Genomic DNA, 19716 nt, shown 5'->3' on the forward strand with positions numbered 1-19716 from the left:
CCGTATTTTATAGGGCTGTAGGCCTTATGCCTTTTTGCGGGCCGTCTTGCCGCGGCGTGCCTTGGGTTTGTCAGGGTCGCTCTGCAGCTTGATGAGGTCCATGCAGGCCTGCAGGTTGAGGTCTTCGGGCGTGATGCCTTCGGGTATCTTGTAGTTGCTGCCCTTGTAGGCGATGTAGGGACCGTAGCGGCCGTTCATGATTTCGAGTTCAGGCTCTTCGTCGAACTTCTTGATGTGGCGCTTGGCTTCGGCTTCCTGCTTCTCTTTGATGAGGGCCACGGCTTCGTCCAGGCTGACGGTCAGCGGATCGGTTCCTTGGGGCAGGGAGGCGAACATCGTCTTCCATTGGGCATAGGGACCGTAGCGGCCGCTGCTTACCTTGATTTCGGCTCCGTCGTATTCGCCCAGTGTGCGGGGCAGGCGGAAGAGCTTCAGGGCTTCGTCCAGCGTGATGGTTTCGATGGACATGCCTTTCTCCAGGCGGGAGAAGCGGGGCTTCTCGCCATCGTCGGCGCTACCTATCTGTACCACGGGGCCGAAGCGGCCGATTTTTACCGATACGGGCTTGCCGCTGGCGGGGTCGGTGCCCAGCAAGCGTTCGCCGGCCTTGTGTTCGTTCTTGGCGGCGAGGGTCTTCTCTACCGAGGGATGGAACTTGTGGTAGAAGCGGTCGAGCACGGTGGTCCACTTCGTTTCGCCTTCGGCAATCTCGTCGAACTGCTTCTCGACGGTGGCCGTGAAGTTGTAGTCGAGGATGTCGGGGAAGTACTCGGTGAGGAAGTCGTTCACCACCATGCCGATGTCGGTCGGCAGCAGTTTGGACTTCTCGGCACCGGTCAGCTCCGTGCGGGTATCTTCGGTGATGTCTTTTCCTTTTTCCAGTGTCAGTACGTCGTACTTGCGCTCCTTACCCGGCTTTTCGCCCTTCACCACATATTCGCGCTGCTGGATGGTCGAGATGGTGGGCGCGTAGGTAGACGGACGTCCGATGCCCAGTTCCTCGAGCTTGCGCACCAGGCTGGCTTCGGTGTAGCGGGGCGGCTGGAGGGTGAAGCGTTCGGTGGCGGTCACGTTGCTGTAGTCCAGCGTCTGTCCCTGTGTGAGCGGAGGCAGCAGGCCGGCCACGTCGTCGCCCTCGGCTTCATCGTCGTGCGACTCGCGGTACACGCGCAGGAAACCGTCGAACTTCACGACTTCGCCCACGGCGGTAAATTCTTCGCCGGTGTTGCTCAGGCCGATGGTCACCGTTGTCTTTTCCAGTTCGGCTTCGGCCATCTGCGAGGCCAGCGTACGTTTCCATATCAGGTCGTAGAGGCGGCGTTCCTGTGCGGTGGCCTCTATCTTGACGTTCTCCATGTAGGTGGGGCGGATAGCCTCGTGAGCCTCCTGTGCACCTTTGGTCTTGGTAGTGAAATGGCGCGAGTGCAGGTAACGTTCGCCCATCTTGGCGGTGATGGTCTCACGGGCGGCGTTGATGGCCAGCTCGGAGAGGTTCACCGAGTCGGTACGCATGTAGGTAATGTGTCCCGATTCGTAGAGGCTCTGTGCCACCATCATCGTCTGAGCCACCGAGAAACCCAGTTTGCGGGCTGCTTCCTGCTGGAGGGTCGAGGTGGTGAAGGGGGGAGCGGGACTCTTCTTCAGCGGGCGCGTGGCGATGTCGCGGATGGTGAAGGTGGCATCCTTGCAGCTCTCAAGGAAACGGCGTGCCTCTTCCTTGGTCTTGAAACGATGTTCCAGTTCGGCTTTCATTTCCACCAGTTTGCCGTTGGCGTCGGGCACGGGGAAGACGGCCGTCACACGGTAGGCCGCTTCGCTGTGGAAGGCCTGAATCTCGCGTTCACGCTCGGCGATGAGGCGCACGGCCACTGACTGTACACGGCCGGCCGAGAGGGCGGGTTTCACCTTGCGCCACAGGACGGGCGACAATTCGAAACCTACGATACGGTCCAGGATGCGGCGTGCCTGCTGGGCGTCTACCAGGTTTAGGTCAATTTGGCGCGGGTTCTCAATGGCGCGCAGGATGGCGTTCTTGGTGATTTCGTGGAAGACGATGCGCCGCGTGTGTTCGGGCTTCAGCTCCAGCACCTCGTACAGGTGCCAGGCGATGGCCTCTCCCTCGCGGTCCTCATCGGATGCGAGCCAGACGGTTTCGGCCTTGGCGGCTTCCTCCTTCAGGTGGGCAACAAGCTTCTTCTTGTCTGCCGGGATTTCGTATTGCGGCTCGAAGTGGTTGTTGACGTCGATGCTGAAATCTTTTTTCCGTAAGTCACGGATATGACCATAGCTGGAGAGGACTTCGTAGTCCTTCCCCAGAAACTTTTCGATGGTCTTGGCTTTGGCCGGTGACTCGACTATGACTAAATTCTTCTGCATAAATTCTTGTTTATTGCGGACGTGCCCCGCAGATTCCGCCCGCAAAAGTAGGAAAAAACAATTTCCCCACCTTAATTATATAAAGAAAAAAAGCTAAAAACGGAAACTGACGCCTCCCAGGAAGTTTATGCCTTGGGCGGGACAGCCTTCGTAATACTGGTAATCCTTATTCAGCAGATTGTTGAGGCGGGCGTATACCAGAATGTTGCGGAACAGCTCGTAGTGGGCCGACAGGTAGAGGTCGCTGACGGCGTCGGCACGTTCACCTTCCACTTTGCTGCGGCCGATGTGACGGTAACCCAGCGAAAAGCGCAGAGCCGACAGAGGCTGTACGTCTATCCGTGCATCTGCTTCGAGGGCAGGCTTGAAGCCCAGTATCATGCTTTCGGCGTATGCGGCGCTTTCCTCGGTCGGAGTACTCCAGTTGCGGTAGACGGCCGAGGCATGGAAACCGAACAGCTGCTTGTAGCTGTAGTCCAGCGCACCACCTACGTAAATGTTGCGGGCATCGGCTTGGTTGAGGAGTAGGCGATAGTTGGATTCGGGGCCTCCTACGGAGTAGTCGATCCCTACAAAAAGGTCGTTCTTCAGGTCCTGATAACCACCATACACGTGGAGCCAAAGCTCGTCGGCAGGACTGGCCTTGAAGCCGATGGCAGCGTTCAGCTGTTCGTAGGTGGCGTCGAGCTGGTTGTAGAGCTGGCCGTAAGGATTGTAGCTTTCCAGTTGGCGGAAGTCATTCTGCCGTTTGCCGCCGGTGGCCTGTGCGTAAAGCAGGTAGCTGTCCGAGAAGTTGTACTGCACCTGTACGTCGGGAGCGGCGCGGAACTGCTTGCCGAACCCGAAGGCCATGTCGACATGCGCCCCCAGCGTCAGCTGCCAGTCGTCATTGTGGAAGCGGTAGGCCGGATTCAGTCCGATGGATGTGCAGTTGTCAAATTCGGCTTTCCGGTAGAGCGCATTGTCCATGTAGAAACCGATGCGGATGAGCTGCCCGTCCGAGATGTCGCCGCTCACTTCGGCCTTGGTGCGTACCAGGCTTTCGCCGGCATCCGCAGCTGCCGGGTCATGCTGGCGCTGGTAGAGCAGCAGGTTGGTTTCCAGGGCATAGTCCAGTGCCAGGTCTTTGTTGCGGTTCTGGAGGCCGAGGTGCACGTCGCCGGCGGTGAATTTCTGCTTGCTGTCCTCCCATCCGGGCATGAAGTTGAAGTTGCTCAACCCGAAGTGGCCGCCCAGATTGAAGTCCAGGTTGCGGAAGCGGTGCTGGTAGTCTACGCCCGCACGAGTGCGGTAATAGCGCGACTTCCACTTCTCCTGCCCTTCGCCCATGTCGAGCTTGCCATTCATGCCGTCCATGCCCAGCTGCAGGTTCAGCCGGTCTAGGTCCGTCAGGGCGAACCGGTAGGCAGCCTGCAGGTCCAGGTTATTGTTGTTGCCATAGCCCAGGCGTGCATAGCCGGCAGTCGCTTTCTCTTGTGCTTCCTGTCCGGTATAGGGCTGCATGAGGCCGGCCGGTATGCGGGTGGCGGGCATCAGTTTTTCGTCGTAGGCCACGGCTTTCTTGCTGACCGCAGGAGGTTCGACGCGGGGCAGTACGTTGACCTTCGCCGCATCCATAATGTCGGGATTGTATTCCTGTTCCACTACCACGGTACGTACCAGGGTCGTGTCTTTTTTCTGTTCCTGTGCCTGCAGGGCTACGGGCAGGGCGGCCAGGCACATGCCTCCCAAGAGATATTGTATCGTTTTCATCTTTGTCAAGGGGTTTATTTCAGTTTTTCCAATCGTTCTTCAATCATACCGGCTATATCGTCGTCGGCCTGGTAGTTCTGCTGCAGGCTGAGGAGGTATTGGCGGGCGTCGAGCTTCTTGTCCATCGCCACATAGACGTCGGACAGCAGCACGAAGCTGCGTGCCAGCCAGTAGGCGTGCGGTGTACTTTGCTCGATGAACTGAAGTACTTCCTTTTCGGCAGCGGCATAGTCCCCGTTGTCGTACAGGTATTGGGCCAGCAGGTATTTGGCCTCGGCACCATAGAGGGTACGGGTGTCTTCGGCCAGCGGTTTCAGGTCGGCTACGGCTTTCTGCCAGGCTTTCTGGTTGAGGTATGCCTTGGCACGGTAGTAGAGGGCTTCGTTCTTCAGTTCGGGCGAGAGCTTGGTTTCGTCGAGCAGGGCGGTGGCTGCATGGATGGTTTCCACATCGTCTTTCAGCAGCACGGCGCAGCGCAGTACGCCGGTAGCACCCAGCTGGCGGCGGCTGTCGTTGGTGGCGCGGGCCTGCAGCTGCTTGTAGTCGGCCAGGGCCAGGTCATACTGCTGGCGGTTGAAGAGGATCTCGGCGTGCATGGGCAGGGCCTCTTCGGCATACGGACTGTCAGGATACTCCAGCAGTTTTCCGGCATGGAGCAGAACGGCATCGTCATCCTTCTGTTCCTTGCCGATGAGGCACAGGTAGTAATGGGCGTTCAGGCCGAAGGCGCCTTCCGGGTAACTTTGCAGGTAGCGTTCAAAGCTGGTCTTGGCCGGCTGGATGTCGCCTTTCATATAGACCTTCTCGGCTGCGATGTAGGTCAGCGAGTCCTGTTCGCTGGCTTCGAAGCGAATCTGTCCGGGCATCTGCGAGGCCAGGGCGGCAAATTCGTCTACGCGGTTGGCGTCCACATAGATGGACTTCAGGTCGCGCATGGCCAGACGGGCTTCTTCACTGCCGGGATAGCGGGTGATTACCAGCTTGTAGGCTTCGATGGCGCGGTTATAGTCCTCGCTCTGGTAGTAGAGCAGACCAATTTCAGCGGCAGCCTTGCGGGCTATCGGGCTGTCGGGATACTTGGACAGCAGTTCGCTGAAGGTGGCGATGGCGTCACGGGTCTCCTGATTCTGCACATACGAACGTCCTTTCTCGTAAAGGGCATTGACGGCGTAGGGCGAAGTGGGATACTTCTGTGCGAGGCGGTTGAGCAGGTCGATTTTGGTGCTGTAGTTTTTCTGCAGGCCGGCTACCAGAGCCAACTGGTAGAAGGAGTAGTCGCCCGATGCCGTTCCCATGCTTTCGGCACGGGTATAGTATCGGTTGGCCTCGTCGAATCGGCGTGCGTGCAGGCAGCAGTCGCCCAAACGGTTGTAGGCATCGGCCAGCGCTGTCGGGTTTTCACCTTTTTCCAGCTGGATGTAGCTGTTGAAGCGGTTTTCGGCCGTGGTATAGTCTTTCTTGTGGAAAGCGATGTAGCCCAGGTTGTAATAGGCCAGCGCATACATCTCGCTGCTGCGGTCGGGCGAGTTCTTCAGGTACCGGTTGAAGTCATCGGCAGCCTGCTGCATTTGTCCCAGACGGTAGTAGGATTCGCCTCGCCAGTAGGCGGCCATACCCTGTTCCTGCATTCCCTGCCGGCCGAAAATGGCCCCTGTGCGAATCGATTCGCTGAAGTAATCGATGGCTGTGGGGAAGTCGGCGTTGGCAAAAGACTGCGTACCCAGCTGGAAGAGGATGCGCACCTTGGCTTTCTGGATGGCCGGTGTGGGCGACTGGATGCGGTTGATGGACTTCAGGGCGGCATCATAGCTGCGGGTTTCCATATAGACCTCCACCAGATAGTCGCTTACACGGTCGGCATATTGTGAGTTGGGATAATCGTTGAGGAACTTCTCGAATACGGTGACCGATTCGCCGAAGGCAGAGTAGGATGTCTCGTGGATGCACAGGGCGTAGTTGTAGGCGGCCTGTTCCTTGACCGTAGCGTCGGCGTTGGAGGCCGCAGCCTGTTCAAAGGCCATGCGGGCTTTGTTCTTGTCGGCCATCTTCAGGTAGGCAAGACCCAGATGCAGCCAGGCATTCTGCGACAGGGCATCGTCGGCTGTGGTCACATCGCCCAGAAGTTGCGGCACTTGGGTATAGATACCGCAGTGGTAGCACGACAGACCGTACATGTACTGGGCATCGCGCCGTGGCCTTTCACCGTTGAGGCTGTTCGTATAAGCCTTGAAGTCTTCCACGGCTTTCTGGTAGCGCCCCATGTAGTAGGCTGCCGAACCCTCGATGCGGTGCATCTCGGCTACGTAGGAGGCATTGGGATAGGCCGACAGATAGTTCTGCGCTACAATCTCGGCCTTGTCGTATTGCTGCTTCAGCAGGTAGATTTCGGCTATATAGTAGGGAGCCAGCGTTTCGTACTTGGCGTTGCCTTGCGAGGCGAGGAAACCTTTCAGGGCTTCGTCATAGCGTCCTTGGGTATAGCGGATGTAAGCCAGGTAGTAGGTACAGTCTGCTTCGTAGCGGGAGCTGGTGCTGCGCAGGGTCTCGAACCAGATGGCGGCCTCCTGCACGTTGCCTGTCTTCAGGTAACAGGTGGCTTTGCGGTAGGTCATGTCGTCGCGTTCTTCGTCGGCCAGCTTTTCCAGGTCGGCGGAGTTGAACATGGCCAGCGCGTTGTCATAATCCTGCTGGAAAAAATAGTTGGAGGCTATGAGTGCCTGGATGCGGTTGGCATGGGGCGTGTCGGGATATTCTTCCAGAAAAGCCCGCAACAGCTCGTTGCTCCGGGAATCGCGGGTCTCGTAAGCGGCGCACACCAGCATGTATTCAGCCTCCTGGCGGTCGCCAGCCTGTGGAGGCTGGTTGCCGTCTGCATCAGTCAGCCGGATGTAGGACTGCAGGGGGGCGATGGCGGCGGAGTAGGCCCGTTGCTGGAACAGGTTTTTCCCTTCGCGGAAGAGTTGCTGTGGCGTAGTGCCTTGCCCGTGTGTCTGTGCTGCGGCCAATAGGGGAGCGCAGCAGAGGGCGGTGCATAATATGCGTGAAAATCGGTGTTTCATTGTCTTTCAAATAGGAAATTAGTATGTTATTTGGGTTCTGTTCGGATAACCGTCGCATACAAAAGTACGTTTTTTGTCCGTCATTTGTTTGCTCTGTTGATGTTTTTTAGTATCTCAGGGGCGTTTGTCCAGAAATAATTGTAGTCCGCGGCGGATGGAACCAAGTCCGAACTCTTCGGGACGGATGTCTTTCAGCGGCACGAAGAAGAGGGCGGCGGCATCGTCCATCGCCTTGTAGTGCAGGGTATCCTCCACCTCGCAGCAGAAAAACATGTCGAGTGTATGGACCGTGAACCCCGAATATACGTAAAGATTGGGTAGCGAAAAAAGATAGCGGGTGCGTACTACCTGCAGTCCGGTCTCTTCCTTCACCTCGCGTATGACGCCCTCTTCGCCTGTTTCGTAGAGGTCAACGAAGCCGCCGGGCAGGTCGAGGGTCCCTTTGGCCGGTTCTTTTGCACGACGGCACACCAGCAGTTCGTCCCGGCTGTTGACGATAAAGGCTACTGTAGCCGATGAGGGGTTGAAGTAATAAACGAATCCGCAGTCGGCACACTGCCTGGACTTTTCGTTGTGTATGTCGAAGCGGGAAGAACCGCACTTGGGACAATACCTGAATTGGGAAAGAGGGTGTTCTGCCATTGAATATCAGTCTTTAAGTTCCATATCGGACACAAAGGTAAGCAATTCGTAAAATCTTCTTCCATTTTCTTTGGTAAATGTATGCCAAACCTGTACTTTTGATTGTTTTTAGTAGGAACGGCGGGTTACATCCGCCGGAAGGAAGAATTGTAAAAAAGAAAAATCGGAAGATATGAAAAGAGTGTTGGCTGGACGTTCGATAGGCCTTTGGCTCCGTTCGGCGCTTCATCTGTTGTTCCCGCGGATGTGCGTCGTGTGTGGCACGCGGCTGATGGAAGGTGAAGAGGGCATTTGCTTCCGCTGTAACATGGACATGCCCCGTACGAACTGGCATCTGTTGCGCGACAATCCGGTAGAGAAAGAATTCTGGGGAAAGGTGCCGCTGGAGCGTGCCACCTCGTTTTTCCTCTATCACAAAGGGAGCGATTTCCGTCACATCCTGCATCTGTTGAAGTATGGCGGACGCAAGGATGTGGGGCGCATCATGGGGCGGTTCATGGCCGAAGAACTGAAGGTAAGCGGCTTCTTCGATGGGATAGACTGCCTGGTCCCAGTGCCGCTGCATCCGCTCAAGCGCAGGGAGCGTGGCTATAACCAGAGCGAGTGTCTGGCAGAAGGGCTTTCGGTTGTGACGGGCATTCCGGTGGATGTCTCGGCAGTGAGGCGGCAGGTGCATACGCAAAGCCAGACCCGCAAGTCTGCCTACGAGCGTTGGGAGAATGTGGCAGGCATTTTTCGGGTAGACCATCCGGAACGCTATGCCGGCAAGCATCTTCTGCTGATTGATGATGTGCTGACCACAGGCTCTACCATAACCGCCTGTGCCGATGCCTTTGCAGGTATTGAGGGGCTGCGTATCAGTGTGCTGACACTGGCCAAGGCGGGGATGTGACCATACGTTGAAGTTTTTCTGATGACTGTCACCTTTTTATCTTCAATATCCGCTGCAACAGGCTCCTTTCCTTCGTTACGATATCCGCCGTGCCGCTCATCACCTTCATCACCGGCAGTTCCTTGCCGTAGTGGGTCTTCAGGCCGTGGGGCAAGGCCACCTCCACCACGAAGTTCCCCTCCTCGTCGGGCACGGGCGAGATGCTTTCCACCAGCCCCTCCAGAAAGCCGAACTCCTGTTCCGGAAAGGCATCCAGCCGGACGACGACCCGCTGCCCCACCCGTACCTTCCCCGACCCCTGCATGGGCAGCGATGCCTTGCCCACAGGGGCGGACTCCCGCTGCGGAACGACCACGAACATCGTCTCCCCCGCCGTGGTCAGCTGGTTCTCCTTCCACAGCTGCATGAAGGCCACCGTCCCGTCCGTCGGGGCCGTCAGCAGATAGGTGCTTTCCCATTCGGCCAGGGCGGCGTCCAGCAGGGCCACCGCGTTCAGCAGCTGCGTCTCGTAGCTGCGGTTCTCCCCCATGTGTTGCAGGTAGTTGTCCCAGGCCGTCAGGCAGGAGGAATAGGCACCCTGCACCTCTCCCAGCTGGGGAAGGTTTCGCGTCAGCAGCCGGTCGGCCAGTTCCGGCCTGGCCCCCTCCCGTTTCCACGCCTTCAACCGTTCGTGCAGGTACAGCACGTCCTCGGTGCGGGCCGTGCTCTCCAGCGTAGCCAGGCAGTCCCCCCGCTTCACCGCCTGCCCGTTTTGCACGTACAGACGGCCTATCCGTCCTCCCGCCTTACTCGGCAGGTAGGCGGGAGGGTCCTGGGTAGTCAGTGTGAAGACCGTACTTACCGTGTCCGGATAGCTGAACAGGGCACTTCCTGCCAGCAACAGGACCACCACGACCGCCAGCAGGCCCATGCCCCACCGCAGCATCCACGAAGGCATCCGCCCCAGCACCTCCTGGAACTCCTCGCTCCGGAGTTCGATGTCATTTTCCGTCTTCCGCTCCTTTTCCATAGCCTATCCTCCCAGTTCCAGCTGGTTCTTCACCAGCGTATAATAAGCACCTTTCTTTTCCGTGAGCTCCTCGTGCGTGCCTTGTTCCGCCACCTTGCCCCGGTCCAACACGACGATGTGGTCCGCGTGCCTCACCGTGCTCAGCCGGTGGGCCACCACGACTACGGTCTTCCCCCGGTAGAATGTGTTCAGGTTCTCCATGATGACCCGCTCGTTGTTCGCGTCCAGCGCGTTGGTCGCCTCGTCGAAGAACAGGAACTCCGGGTTCTTGTAGACGGCCCGGGCTATCAGCAATCGTTGTCGCTGTCCCTGGCTGATGCCGTTGCCTTCCATGCCGATGCGGGTGTTGTACTTCAGCGGGAGCGATTCGATGAACTCCCGTATGTTGGCAGTCTCCACGGCGTGGAGCAACCGTTCCTTGTCTATCTCCTCCACGCCCACCGCGATGTTCCGGGCGATCGTGTCCGAGAAGATGAACCCGTCCTGCATCACCGCCCCCGTATGCGCCCTCCACAGGTGCGGGTCCAGGTCGCCCAGGTCGGTGTTCCCCACCCGCACGTGTCCCCTGACGGGCGGATAGAAGCCCATCAGCAGTTTCACCACCGTTGTCTTGCCGCTCCCGCTCGCCCCCACGATGGCCGTCACCCTGTGCCTTGGCACGGTGAGGTTCAGGTGGTCCAGCACGTAGTCCCTGTCCGCCCCGTCGTAGCTGAAGCACACGCCCTCCAGCCGGAGCGCGTCGTAGTCGGGCAGCGTGTCCAGCCGTTCCCCCGCCGCCTGTTCCTCGTCCTCCCGGTTGTGTATCTCGTTCAGCCGCTCCAGGCTGATCTTGGCATCTTGGAGCGACTGCGCAAAGCCGATGGCCTGGCTGACGGGTGCCGACAGCTGCCCGATGATGTAGCTCACGGACATCATCATGCCCAGCGTGATCTCACCCTGCACCACCGCCCGCGCCGACAGGTAGGAGATGAGCAGGCCCGTGGTCTGGCTGAAGAAGAGCGACCCCGCCTGTTGCGCCTGCCCCAGTGCGGTGCTCCTGATGCTTATCCGGAAAAGCTTCACCTGTATGCTCTCCCACAGCCACCGCTGCTGCCTCTCGCAGTTGTTCAGCTTGATTTCCTGCATGCCCGTCACCATCTGCACCATGTTGCTCTGGTTGGCGGCCGCCTGGGCGAAGCGCGCGTTGTCCAGCCGCCGCCGGTAACGCATGAAGAACACAATCCAGAGTGCATAAAGCGTGTTCCCCGCGAGGAACACGCCCAGGATGGCCAGGTCATACCAGGCCAGTATGCAGGCGAACACGATGAAGTTGAAGAAGGAGAAGAGCGTGGCAAGCGTGTTTCCGGTCATGAAGGTCTGTATGCGGCTGTGGTCCCCCACGCGTTGCAGGATGTCCCCGATGTGCTTCGTGTCGAAGAAGTGCAGGGGCAGCCTCATCAGTTTCATCAGGAAGTCGGATATCAGGGTGATGCTGATGCGCGTGTTCATGTGCAGGGAGATCCAGCTTTGCAGGAACCCCACCCCCGTCTGCGTCACGGCCAGCACCAGTTGCGCCACCAGTATCAGCCCTATCAGGTCCAGGTTGTTGTGGCTGATGCCCTGGTCCACCACCGCCTGTGTCAGGAAGGGCAGTATCAGCGCGAACACGCTCCCCAGCAGCATGCCCGTCACCAGTTGCAGCAATTGCGCCCGGTAGGGCGACAGGTAGCGCAGGTAGTATCCCAAGTTTTTTTCCTGTTTCTGCCGGTCGTCCTCCATCCCGAAGAACTCGGGCGTGGGACTCAGCGCCAGTGCCGTTCCGCTCTCCGCGCCGCCCTCCCGTGTCACGGCCCAGCATTTGCGGAACCCCTCCTCGTCCATTTCATACTTTCCCTTGGCCGGGTCCGCTATCAGGAACCTCCTTTTCCTTCCCTTCCCCCGGATGCCGTAGCACACCACGAAGTGCCGCTGGTTCCAGTGTAGAATGCAGGGCAGCGGCATCTCCTCCACCAGTTGCTCCAGCGTGATGCGCACCCCCTGCGTGCGGAACCCGATGCTCTCCGCGGCCTTGCTGATGCCCAGCATGGACACGCCCTGCCGCGTGATGTAGCTCCGCTCCCGCAGAGTCTGCAAGGCATAACTCCGCCCGTAGTACTTCGCTATCATGCGGAGGCAGGTCGGGCCACAGTCCATGGAGTCAAGCTGGGCGTAATGAGGGAAAGAGAAACGGTTCATTCCTGCCCCCTTTCTTTCAGATGCGGCACAAGTCCGTCTTTCCCGTCACCAGTTCATAATTGGAAATGGACGGGCACAGGTCTCTGTTCACACAGTTCCTGCAAGGTTCAGCCTCATGACGGGTTTTCAGCCAATATGCCCCCTCCGCGATTTCCTTGTATACAGCCTCTTTCAGGGCCATTTCCCGGATATTCCCCAACGGATGTCCGTTCATGTTCGGATAGATATCTCCTTCGGGGGTCAGGTACAGTTTGCCGAAGAACTGGTCGTTCAACGCCCGGTGCCGGAAAATTGTCTTTCGGCTGACCGGTTCCGCCAACAGGTCTTCTTTGTTGACAAATACATAATCCCGGAAGAAATCCCAGTTCGTTCCGGTAAAGAACGGATAAATCTGCATGGATACCGTTTCCGGGATGTCCGCATGGGCGATGCGTTCCATGTCCGCCTCGTCCGTCACAAGTACTTTCCACCGGATGCCGGGATACTGCCATTCCTGAATCCAGCGTGTCCAGTCCCCGTCCCGGGACGGACATACCGACACCTCCAGCACGCTGTCGGTCGCTTGACTCAAATCGATGTACGCATCATTCAGGAAGGCACCGTCCAGCCATAGATGCTTTTTGAACGCTGACCGGGAGAATTCGGACAGGAGCGAAACACATTTCCGATTCGCGATCGGGTCTCCTCCTGCACAGAAATTCACTTTCTGTATGCCGGTCTGCTGGAGTTGCCTGAGAAGGCGGACATACGTTTCCCGCGGAAGTTCCTCTTCCCTCTCGAACACGGTGCAATGATCCATTTGCCGGAAATAGGCGGAGCATTCCCTGCATCCCTTGTTGCACTTTCCGGAGAAGAAGAGAGTCACTTCGTTCAGATTCTCCAGAATGTGTTCTCCCAGTGATGTTTTCTCCTTCTCTTCCTTCACACGGATTTCCACGTTCAGGAAGAGAGTGGGTTTGAACAGATAAGGCAATGCCGTGCCCGACACGTGCTCCACGCAGTCGCCCGAAAAAGTATCCCTCACTTCGTGTATAAAGTCACGTACCGTCTGCTTTTTCAGGTCTGTCTCGTCCAGCAGGATTCCATAGCCGTTGGCCGCGTCGTCCCACACGTCCAGAATATGCTCGATTTCGGGTACTTCGGGACATTTCAGGTAAGCCCCGTTCAAAGTATTGTAAACGACCGCTTCGTGGCCGTTGCGGAACAGGAACGTATAGGGTTCCAGATAAAACCAGTGTTTCATGACAGACAATGTTTGGATTAACTTACAATAATGGAGGACAACAGCCGTTCATAGTCGCCGGGATTCTTTTCTGCATACGACAGGAAGGCGGAAAAAGTTGCACGCAGCCTTTCGTCCGTCTGTATGTAGGGACACGTCAGTTTACCGTCTTTTTCTTTCAATAACAACAGACATTGTCCGCAACTTCTTTTCAACTGGCAATGTATGCAGTTCCTGATAATCTTTTGATATAAAGAACTGTAATACCTTCCAACGGCTTCATAATCCAGTTGTACGGTGCCATCTTTCACCCAGCCCAATACATGTTCCTGTCCAATTCGTTCGCAAGGTAGGATTTTCCCGTTCACGGTCAGGAACAACTTGCGTTCGAAAGGGCGGCAAGTCCCCGTCGGAATTATTTTTTTCTCCGCAACCGGTTCGAACAAATCTACATACGTCTTATACCTATTTCCGCCGTAGTTCATGATGACAGAATGGTATTCGATGGAAGCGGCATCTTCCATTTCAAATTTTTCTTTGATTTCCGGTTGCTCTTCCAAGACTTTTCGAAAACCGTCATAACGTGAGTTGAACATCTTTCTGAACTCTTCTAGCTTTTCCGGGGCGATGCCGTTTGTGTTCAGTTCCGAAATGCGAGGAGCTTTCCCGAAAGTCTCATGAATGTAGTTCAGGCAACCTTCCACCGAATTCCGGTCGTGCAGTACTGCATTGAAGTGTACATTCTTCTCAAAGAAATCCGGATAGGTATTCTTCAGCTTCAAGATGTTATCCCTGACTTTGGGAAAGGAGGAGCGCCCTTTCCTGTCCGTCCGGTAACTGTTCTGGTATTCATCACCGTCCAAACTAATCAGCAGGAAGAAATCCTTTTCGACCAAATAGTCCATATAGCGGTCCAACAGTACCGCATTGGTAGTCATATTGAACCGGAACTTCAGATTTTTCAGGCACAGAGATTCCAGATATGCGATGGTTTCCCGAATCAGTCTCATGTTCAGCAAAGGTTCGCCTCCGTAAAAACCGATCGCTACTGTATTCTGATAAGAGACATTGTAATCCGATTGCCATAGCCGGGCCAGTTCGTCAATCAAGACCTTTACATTGGCGAAACTTTGGTTACGCGTGTCACGCTTGTCGTAATTGAAGTAAAGCTCTCCGTAACCGCAGTACTTGCACCGGAGGTTACACCGGTCTGTCACTTCAATCAACAATTGCCTCAGGCAGGCGATATTCTGTTTGATCCGTTCGGCGGGATACTCTGTCTGAAAACCGGTATGCGTCTCTTCAAAAAAACGAGCCTCTTTCAGAAATTGGAATTTGCGGGCATAATAATCATCGGCATCCGCAGGAACGGTACCTTCTTTGATAATCCGTTCCAATTCCGGAGGTACAAATAAAAAGTAACGTAATTGGTCAGAATAGACATACCGATGGTCTTTTGTCGGAATCAAGGTCGTTGCAGGTTTCATGATATTCGTTCATTTTATAGTAAACATTTTAGTTATCAAGCGAGGCGGAAAACAGACGGTCAAAAACAGACCGATACAATTTTTCCATTTGGGCATATGAGTAGCGTTCCCGCAGGATGCGGTACCCATTGCTTCTTAACTTTTTCTGTCCGGCCTTGTCATTCCACAGCCGAAGCACTTCTTCCCTTAGGTTTTGTTCAAAATGGCGGGGCTTTTCGCGTTTCCCGATGGATGCCACATACGCATTGACCCCATCCTGAAACATGCAACGTACACCGAAACCGTCGGAAGCCACCACCGGAAGTCCGTAACTCATCATTTCGAGACCGGCATACGAACATTGCTCGGTATAAGAAGCCACAATCCCGATATCGGCCATCTGATACCACTCGGCAAGTTCCGCTTTCCCCACATACCCGACCAGGGTTATGCGGGTCACCGCTTCTTGTGCACAAGGCAAAAGGTCGGCCGCCCGGCCTACCTCTCCCGCAATGACCCAGCGACAGTCAGGCTCCTTCTTCAGAATTTCCTTGAACGCATTCAGAAAAGCAAAGACCCCTTTGGCCTTTCCGATACGTCCGACACTGAGAAACACCTTCTCCTGTTCTCCCAAATGATAACGTTGCCTGCATTTGCTTCTGGCCTGTCCGGACATCCGTCTTTTTCCCGTAACAAAGCCATTGGGTATCAGGGTGATTTTTTCATCGGAGATCCGATATACTTCCCGCAGGACCCGCAAGGTGTCTTCGGACAGGCAGACAATCCAATCGGCCAGTTCAAATTGATCTTTTTCCCTTTGATACAAATCCTTGACTTTTGCCTCTATAAAATTTTTACTATCCTCTCTAGCCAATATTTTGCGTAGTTTTTTGTCATCACCCTGCAAATGGGATGTCCAATTCAAATCATGTACCACGCAGAGATGCTTGGCCTTTGGGAAATGGGCTTTGGTCTTCCGAAGGAATTTCTCACAAGGGATGTAATTGTATAGAAAAATGCTATTTTCTTCCTCTTCAATAAAGGAAGCGAAGAGAGACAAAAAGTCATCCTCGCATTCAAAAGGGTCGCCATGAATTGTCCGGGGCATCAGAATGTAGTCTGTTCCCTTGCAGGTACATACCATTGCTTTCTCCGCTTGGGTGTTGAACATGACCCTATAGGCAGCCATACCTTCCCAAGGAGATACAAGCTTCAACAATTCCTTTACATAAGTCCCCACTCCGCACTGGGAAGAAAACTGATGGCTGTCAAAAATATACAAATATCTCATCTTTCTACCTATTTATTTCAGTGTCACAATCATCAGCAGCGGATTGCTGTCCTCGTTGTCGCGCAGGTTCTCCAGCTCCTTCACGAAGCGGTCGCGCATTGGAGCGTCCTTGACTTCTGCTGTACGAATCTTTTCTATGTCCACCTCGTCTTCTCCGGGCATGAACACTTGCGTCCAGTATTTGCCTTCCGAACGGTATCTGGCTGTAAACTTCCCTCCGCATAAGTCGTTGTCGAATGAAAAATCACCATAAAAAGCTCGAAAAGGAGAATTGTTGTTGTAACCGGGAATTACCCGTTCCCTGATTTCACCTTTACGCTTCAACAGCCTCACCTGTCCGTTTGACTTTTCATACCGGTAGAGATAGGCTTCTTCCCCTTTATTCCCGAACAGGTAAATGAAATCTTTCGAAGGAATATAGCCAGAAATTCTCCAATAGTCGAAAACACTCAGTTCTTTGAACCATTGGTGAGTGGCTCCGTAGTCTCCTTTCTTTTCATTGCTTTTAATTGCATACTGAGGAGTCAGGCATTCTTGGGAAAAATCGTAACGATAAACAGTATCGGTATCAGCGAATTTGATTGTCAACTCATTGGCGTAGCTGTCTGTACTTGGTTCTATTTCCTGCCAATAATTGAAAAACTTCTTCATGTCCGGCTGATGTTTGATAATCTCTTCTTCCCGGCCGATGTAGGAAGGATTTTTGAACATCCGTCGGAACTGAAAACTGCTGTCCAACACGGCAAACGCAAACAAGGAATCCTTGTTTGTAGAGAAAGTAGGTAAACTGCCTTTGGCGAAGAATGCATCATTGAACGTGAAATACTGACATTCCGCAGAACAAGTTTCATTTTGGTAAATAGTTTGATAATTTGCTTGTTTCCTTTTGAAAGTCCCGTCAAAATCATAGACTAGCACGCCTTGAAAAGAGGTAATGGCATAAACTTCCTTTCTTTTTTCATTAATCAAAAAAGGAGAATAAGGTTTAAGAAGGACATACTCTCCAGGTCCCTGTCCTTTTTTACCTACACTATTAAGAAACTTGCCTTCCCGCGAAAAACGTAAAATTCTTCCATCATGATTCTGCCCTATCCAAATATGATGTTCACTTACATACATACCATCGATTTCCCCAACCAAAGACTTGTCTGTTAGTTCCAATGATATGAACTCGATCCTTTCCGCCACATCGCTGAGCGGAAGAGACTTTACTTCCTGTATATTATCAGACAAATTAATGACAGGGAGGACAGATTGGGATTGATTGTCCTTTTGCTTGTGAGAAGAACAACCTATAGAAATGATAGATAATAACAATATAAAATAGCACTTCATAATAATCATGATTTAACAATTACTCCATTAGAAAGAATCTGCCCATAAACTTAAAATTCAATTTGAAATTTATGGAACAGACTCATTCAACCGGATATAGAATCAAAGATATTAAGGCGTTATAGAAACACTACTTACCTCTATATCCTAATTCTATATTTCCTCACAGATTGTACGCTTACGATCTAGGGTTTCCCGAAGGAGTAGGATCTTTAAAGGCACCAGCAGCCCATCCTCCACCTCCATCTCCTGGAACCAAACCACTGGTGCCACCTTCCAAGTTTGCATCATGGTTTTCATAGATTGTTGCACTCCCTCTGTCGTGACAGATGCAACATTTCTCTTCTTCACCGCCCAACAAGCGGTTGAGCTCCTTCTCACTGAGAACAACTTTGTTAAGCTGCGTGAGCTTAATTTTCTTGTTGATTTCTTTCATGATTGAAACGTTTTTAGTGTTAATAATAAGGTTATTTTTATATAAACCATCCCAGATGGTGTTATATACGATAGAAGACTCTTTTCGAGGAATTCGACCTCTATTTAGACAATTTTGACAAGTGAAATTCTATATACCTGTCACATTTTTAGGAGCCAAGCATCCCGACCGTTTTGGGGATACCGTAAAGACAGGTAATTTATATAAGAAAATAGATGGGGGTATTGTATGGTTTTTCTCTGACAGGAACGTATCATATTCTCCCGTTTCGGACCGCCGTCATCGGAACCTTCATTCACCGCCAGTGCTTCTAACTCCCCACAGGACTTCCCAAACATGGGACTGATAACCCGCAAAGTACTTTCCCGATCGTTACGCATCGGAATGACACTTGGTTTAAAGGGAATAGAAGCCATAATAATATGATTTTAATACTTCGGTTTCAATTTAGGCATTTGTTTTGGAATATGCAATATCTACTCCTTAAAACGTTCAAGCATTAACATTAATTACATATACAATTTCAAAGAGATACATTCATATTTATGCTATTTCAGTGTCACAATCATCAGCAGCGGATTACTGTCCTCGTTGTCCCGCAGATTCTCCAGCTCCTTTACGAAACGGTCGCGCATTGGAGCGTCCTTGACTTCTGCTGTACGAATCTTTTCTATGTCCACCTCGTCTTCTCCGGGCATGAACACTTGCGTCCAGTATTTACCTTCCGAACGGTATCTGACTGTAAACTTTCCTCCGCACAAGTCGTTGTTGAATGAAAAATCACCTCTGAAATTTCGAAAAGGAGAATTGTTGTTGTAACCGGGAATAACCCGTTCCCGGATTTCACCTTTACGCTTCAATAGACTCACTTGTCCGTTTGATTTTTCATACCGGTAGAGATAGGCTTCTCCTCCTTTATTCCCGAACAGATAAATGAAATCTTTCGAAGGGGTATAGCGGGAAAGTGTCCAATAGTCAAAAGCACTCCGTTCTTTGAACCATTGGTGAGTAGCTCCGTAGTCTCCTTTCTTTTCATTGCTTTTAATTGCATACTGAGGAATCAGACATTCTTGGGAAGAATCGTAACGATAGATAGTATCGGTGTCTGAAAACTTGAGAGTCAGCTCGTTGGCATAGAAATCAATACTAGGTGCATATTCCTGCCAATAATTGAAAAACCTCTTCATGTCCGGCTGATGTTTGATAATCTCTTCTTCCCGGCCGATGTAGGAAGGATTCTTGAACATCCGCCGGAATTGAAAGCTACTGTCCAGCACAGCAAACGCAAATAAAGAATCCTTGTTCGCCGTAAAGGTCGGCAAGTGACCACTCACATACAAACAATCGTTGAAACGATAATAGCATGGCATGGCGGAACAGGTTTCATGCTCGAATATCGTTTGATACGTAGCTTGTCTCCGTTTGTAGGTTCCGTCAAAATCATAGACAAATACCCCATGAAAAGAAGTTATGGCATATACCTCTCTATTTTTTTCGTCAATGATAAAAGGAGAGGCATCATTTAGATAAGTGTACTCACCCGGTCCTTGCCCAATTTTACCTATCGTATTGAGGTATTTTCCTTCACGGGAAAAACGAAAGATTCTTTGATCCTTGGTTTGGGTGAGCCAGATATAATGCTCGCTTACATACACACTACTGATTTTCCCTACCAAAGATTTGTCTGTAACTTCCAATGGCACGATTTCAACCTTGTCTGCCACATCACTGAGCGGAAAAGACTTTACTTCCTGTATATTGTCAGAGAGGTTGATGATAGGAAGAATTGAATCGGACAGGTTATTTTTTTGTTTATTGGAAGAACAACTTACAATAATCAAAAATAAAAATAGTAAACAACTATATCTCATAATAAAAAGATTTATTATTCTGTTTAAAAAGAATCTGCTCACAAATTGAAAATTTGTGAAGCAAATTCATTCACTTGTATATAGGATTAAGATTATATAGTGGTACTATTTATCTCAGTATCCTCCTAATTCTATATAAATTGTTCACGTT

13 protein-coding genes are annotated in these 19716 nt (G+C 52.8%); 1 reads left to right on the forward strand and 12 read right to left on the reverse strand.

Annotated features, from left to right (window positions below; translation table 11 throughout):
* Positions 1-24: 24 nt before the first annotated feature.
* From topA to RDO88_RS08265, 4 genes are all read right to left on the reverse strand, one after another.
* Positions 25-2376: a type I DNA topoisomerase gene (gene topA, locus RDO88_RS08250; RefSeq protein WP_307758920.1), complete on the reverse strand. Its 2352-nt coding sequence runs from the start codon at positions 2374-2376 to the stop codon at positions 25-27.
* A gap of 93 nt (positions 2377-2469) precedes the next feature.
* A complete protein-coding gene (locus tag RDO88_RS08255; protein ID WP_307758921.1) occupies positions 2470-4128 on the reverse strand; it encodes a TonB-dependent receptor in 1659 nt (552 codons plus the stop codon).
* A gap of 14 nt (positions 4129-4142) precedes the next feature.
* Positions 4143-7187, reverse strand: a complete 3045-nt coding sequence (locus RDO88_RS08260; protein ID WP_307758922.1) for a tetratricopeptide repeat protein — start codon at positions 7185-7187, stop codon at positions 4143-4145.
* A 114-nt stretch (positions 7188-7301) separates the two neighbouring features.
* Entirely contained in the window at positions 7302-7829 is a 528-nt protein-coding gene (locus RDO88_RS08265) for an NUDIX domain-containing protein (RefSeq protein WP_307758923.1), read from the reverse strand.
* Between the two features lie 172 nt (positions 7830-8001).
* Here RDO88_RS08265 and RDO88_RS08270 point away from each other — a divergent pair, with 172 nt between their 5' ends.
* On the forward strand, positions 8002-8721 hold the full coding sequence (locus RDO88_RS08270; RefSeq protein ID WP_307758924.1) for a phosphoribosyltransferase family protein: 720 nt from the start codon (positions 8002-8004) through the stop codon (positions 8719-8721).
* 28 nt (positions 8722-8749) lie between these two features.
* Here the strand turns inward: RDO88_RS08270 and RDO88_RS08275 are convergent, their stop codons facing one another.
* The 8 genes from RDO88_RS08275 to RDO88_RS08310 all read right to left on the reverse strand — a co-directional run bounded on the left by RDO88_RS08275 (position 8750) and on the right by RDO88_RS08310 (position 19565).
* Positions 8750-9730, reverse strand: a complete 981-nt coding sequence (locus RDO88_RS08275; protein WP_307758925.1) for an HlyD family efflux transporter periplasmic adaptor subunit — start codon at positions 9728-9730, stop codon at positions 8750-8752.
* Between the two features lie 3 nt (positions 9731-9733).
* Positions 9734-11944 carry a cysteine peptidase family C39 domain-containing protein gene (locus RDO88_RS08280; RefSeq protein ID WP_307758926.1) on the reverse strand — a complete coding sequence of 737 codons (2211 nt, stop codon included), beginning with the start codon at positions 11942-11944 and terminating at the stop codon, positions 9734-9736.
* 16 nt (positions 11945-11960) lie between these two features.
* Positions 11961-13187 (reverse strand): TIGR04150 pseudo-rSAM protein, encoded by a 1227-nt coding sequence (locus RDO88_RS08285; protein WP_307758927.1) that lies wholly within the window; start codon positions 13185-13187, stop codon positions 11961-11963.
* A 17-nt stretch (positions 13188-13204) separates the two neighbouring features.
* Positions 13205-14653, reverse strand: coding sequence for a radical SAM peptide maturase (locus RDO88_RS08290; protein WP_307758928.1), 1449 nt, complete (start codon positions 14651-14653; stop codon positions 13205-13207).
* Between the two features lie 28 nt (positions 14654-14681).
* Positions 14682-15923 carry a glycosyltransferase gene (locus RDO88_RS08295; protein ID WP_307758929.1) on the reverse strand — a complete coding sequence of 414 codons (1242 nt, stop codon included), beginning with the start codon at positions 15921-15923 and terminating at the stop codon, positions 14682-14684.
* Positions 15924-15935: 12 nt separating this feature from the next.
* Positions 15936-17258 (reverse strand): 6-bladed beta-propeller, encoded by a 1323-nt coding sequence (locus tag RDO88_RS08300; RefSeq protein ID WP_307758930.1) that lies wholly within the window; start codon positions 17256-17258, stop codon positions 15936-15938.
* 178 nt (positions 17259-17436) lie between these two features.
* Entirely contained in the window at positions 17437-17694 is a 258-nt protein-coding gene (locus tag RDO88_RS08305) for a TIGR04149 family rSAM-modified RiPP (protein WP_307758931.1), read from the reverse strand.
* Between the two features lie 548 nt (positions 17695-18242).
* Entirely contained in the window at positions 18243-19565 is a 1323-nt protein-coding gene (locus RDO88_RS08310; RefSeq protein WP_307758932.1) for a 6-bladed beta-propeller, read from the reverse strand.
* Positions 19566-19716: the final 151 nt, after the last annotated feature.

The organism is uncultured Mediterranea sp., assembly GCF_902493215.1.
Lineage (GTDB): Bacteria > Bacteroidota > Bacteroidia > Bacteroidales > Bacteroidaceae > Bacteroides.

Excerpts from the sequence above, each read along its gene's own strand:
- RDO88_RS08310 (WP_307758932.1), bottom strand. The coding sequence starts at position 19,565 with ATGAGATATAGTTGTTTACTATTTTTATTTTTGATTATTGTAAGTTGT.
- RDO88_RS08260 (WP_307758922.1), bottom strand. The coding sequence starts at position 7,187 with ATGAAACACCGATTTTCACGCATATTATGCACCGCCCTCTGCTGCGCT.
- RDO88_RS08285 (WP_307758927.1), bottom strand. The coding sequence starts at position 13,187 with ATGAAACACTGGTTTTATCTGGAACCCTATACGTTCCTGTTCCGCAAC.
- RDO88_RS08275 (WP_307758925.1), bottom strand. The coding sequence starts at position 9,730 with ATGGAAAAGGAGCGGAAGACGGAAAATGACATCGAACTCCGGAGCGAG.
- RDO88_RS08290 (WP_307758928.1), bottom strand. The coding sequence starts at position 14,653 with ATGAAACCTGCAACGACCTTGATTCCGACAAAAGACCATCGGTATGTC.
- RDO88_RS08265 (WP_307758923.1), bottom strand. The coding sequence starts at position 7,829 with ATGGCAGAACACCCTCTTTCCCAATTCAGGTATTGTCCCAAGTGCGGT.
- RDO88_RS08255 (WP_307758921.1), bottom strand. The coding sequence starts at position 4,128 with ATGAAAACGATACAATATCTCTTGGGAGGCATGTGCCTGGCCGCCCTG.
- RDO88_RS08300 (WP_307758930.1), bottom strand. The coding sequence starts at position 17,258 with ATGAAGTGCTATTTTATATTGTTATTATCTATCATTTCTATAGGTTGT.
- RDO88_RS08270 (WP_307758924.1), top strand. The coding sequence starts at position 8,002 with ATGAAAAGAGTGTTGGCTGGACGTTCGATAGGCCTTTGGCTCCGTTCG.
- RDO88_RS08280 (WP_307758926.1), bottom strand. The coding sequence starts at position 11,944 with ATGAACCGTTTCTCTTTCCCTCATTACGCCCAGCTTGACTCCATGGAC.
- RDO88_RS08295 (WP_307758929.1), bottom strand. The coding sequence starts at position 15,923 with ATGAGATATTTGTATATTTTTGACAGCCATCAGTTTTCTTCCCAGTGC.
- RDO88_RS08305 (WP_307758931.1), bottom strand. The coding sequence starts at position 17,694 with ATGAAAGAAATCAACAAGAAAATTAAGCTCACGCAGCTTAACAAAGTT.
- topA (WP_307758920.1), bottom strand. The coding sequence starts at position 2,376 with ATGCAGAAGAATTTAGTCATAGTCGAGTCACCGGCCAAAGCCAAGACC.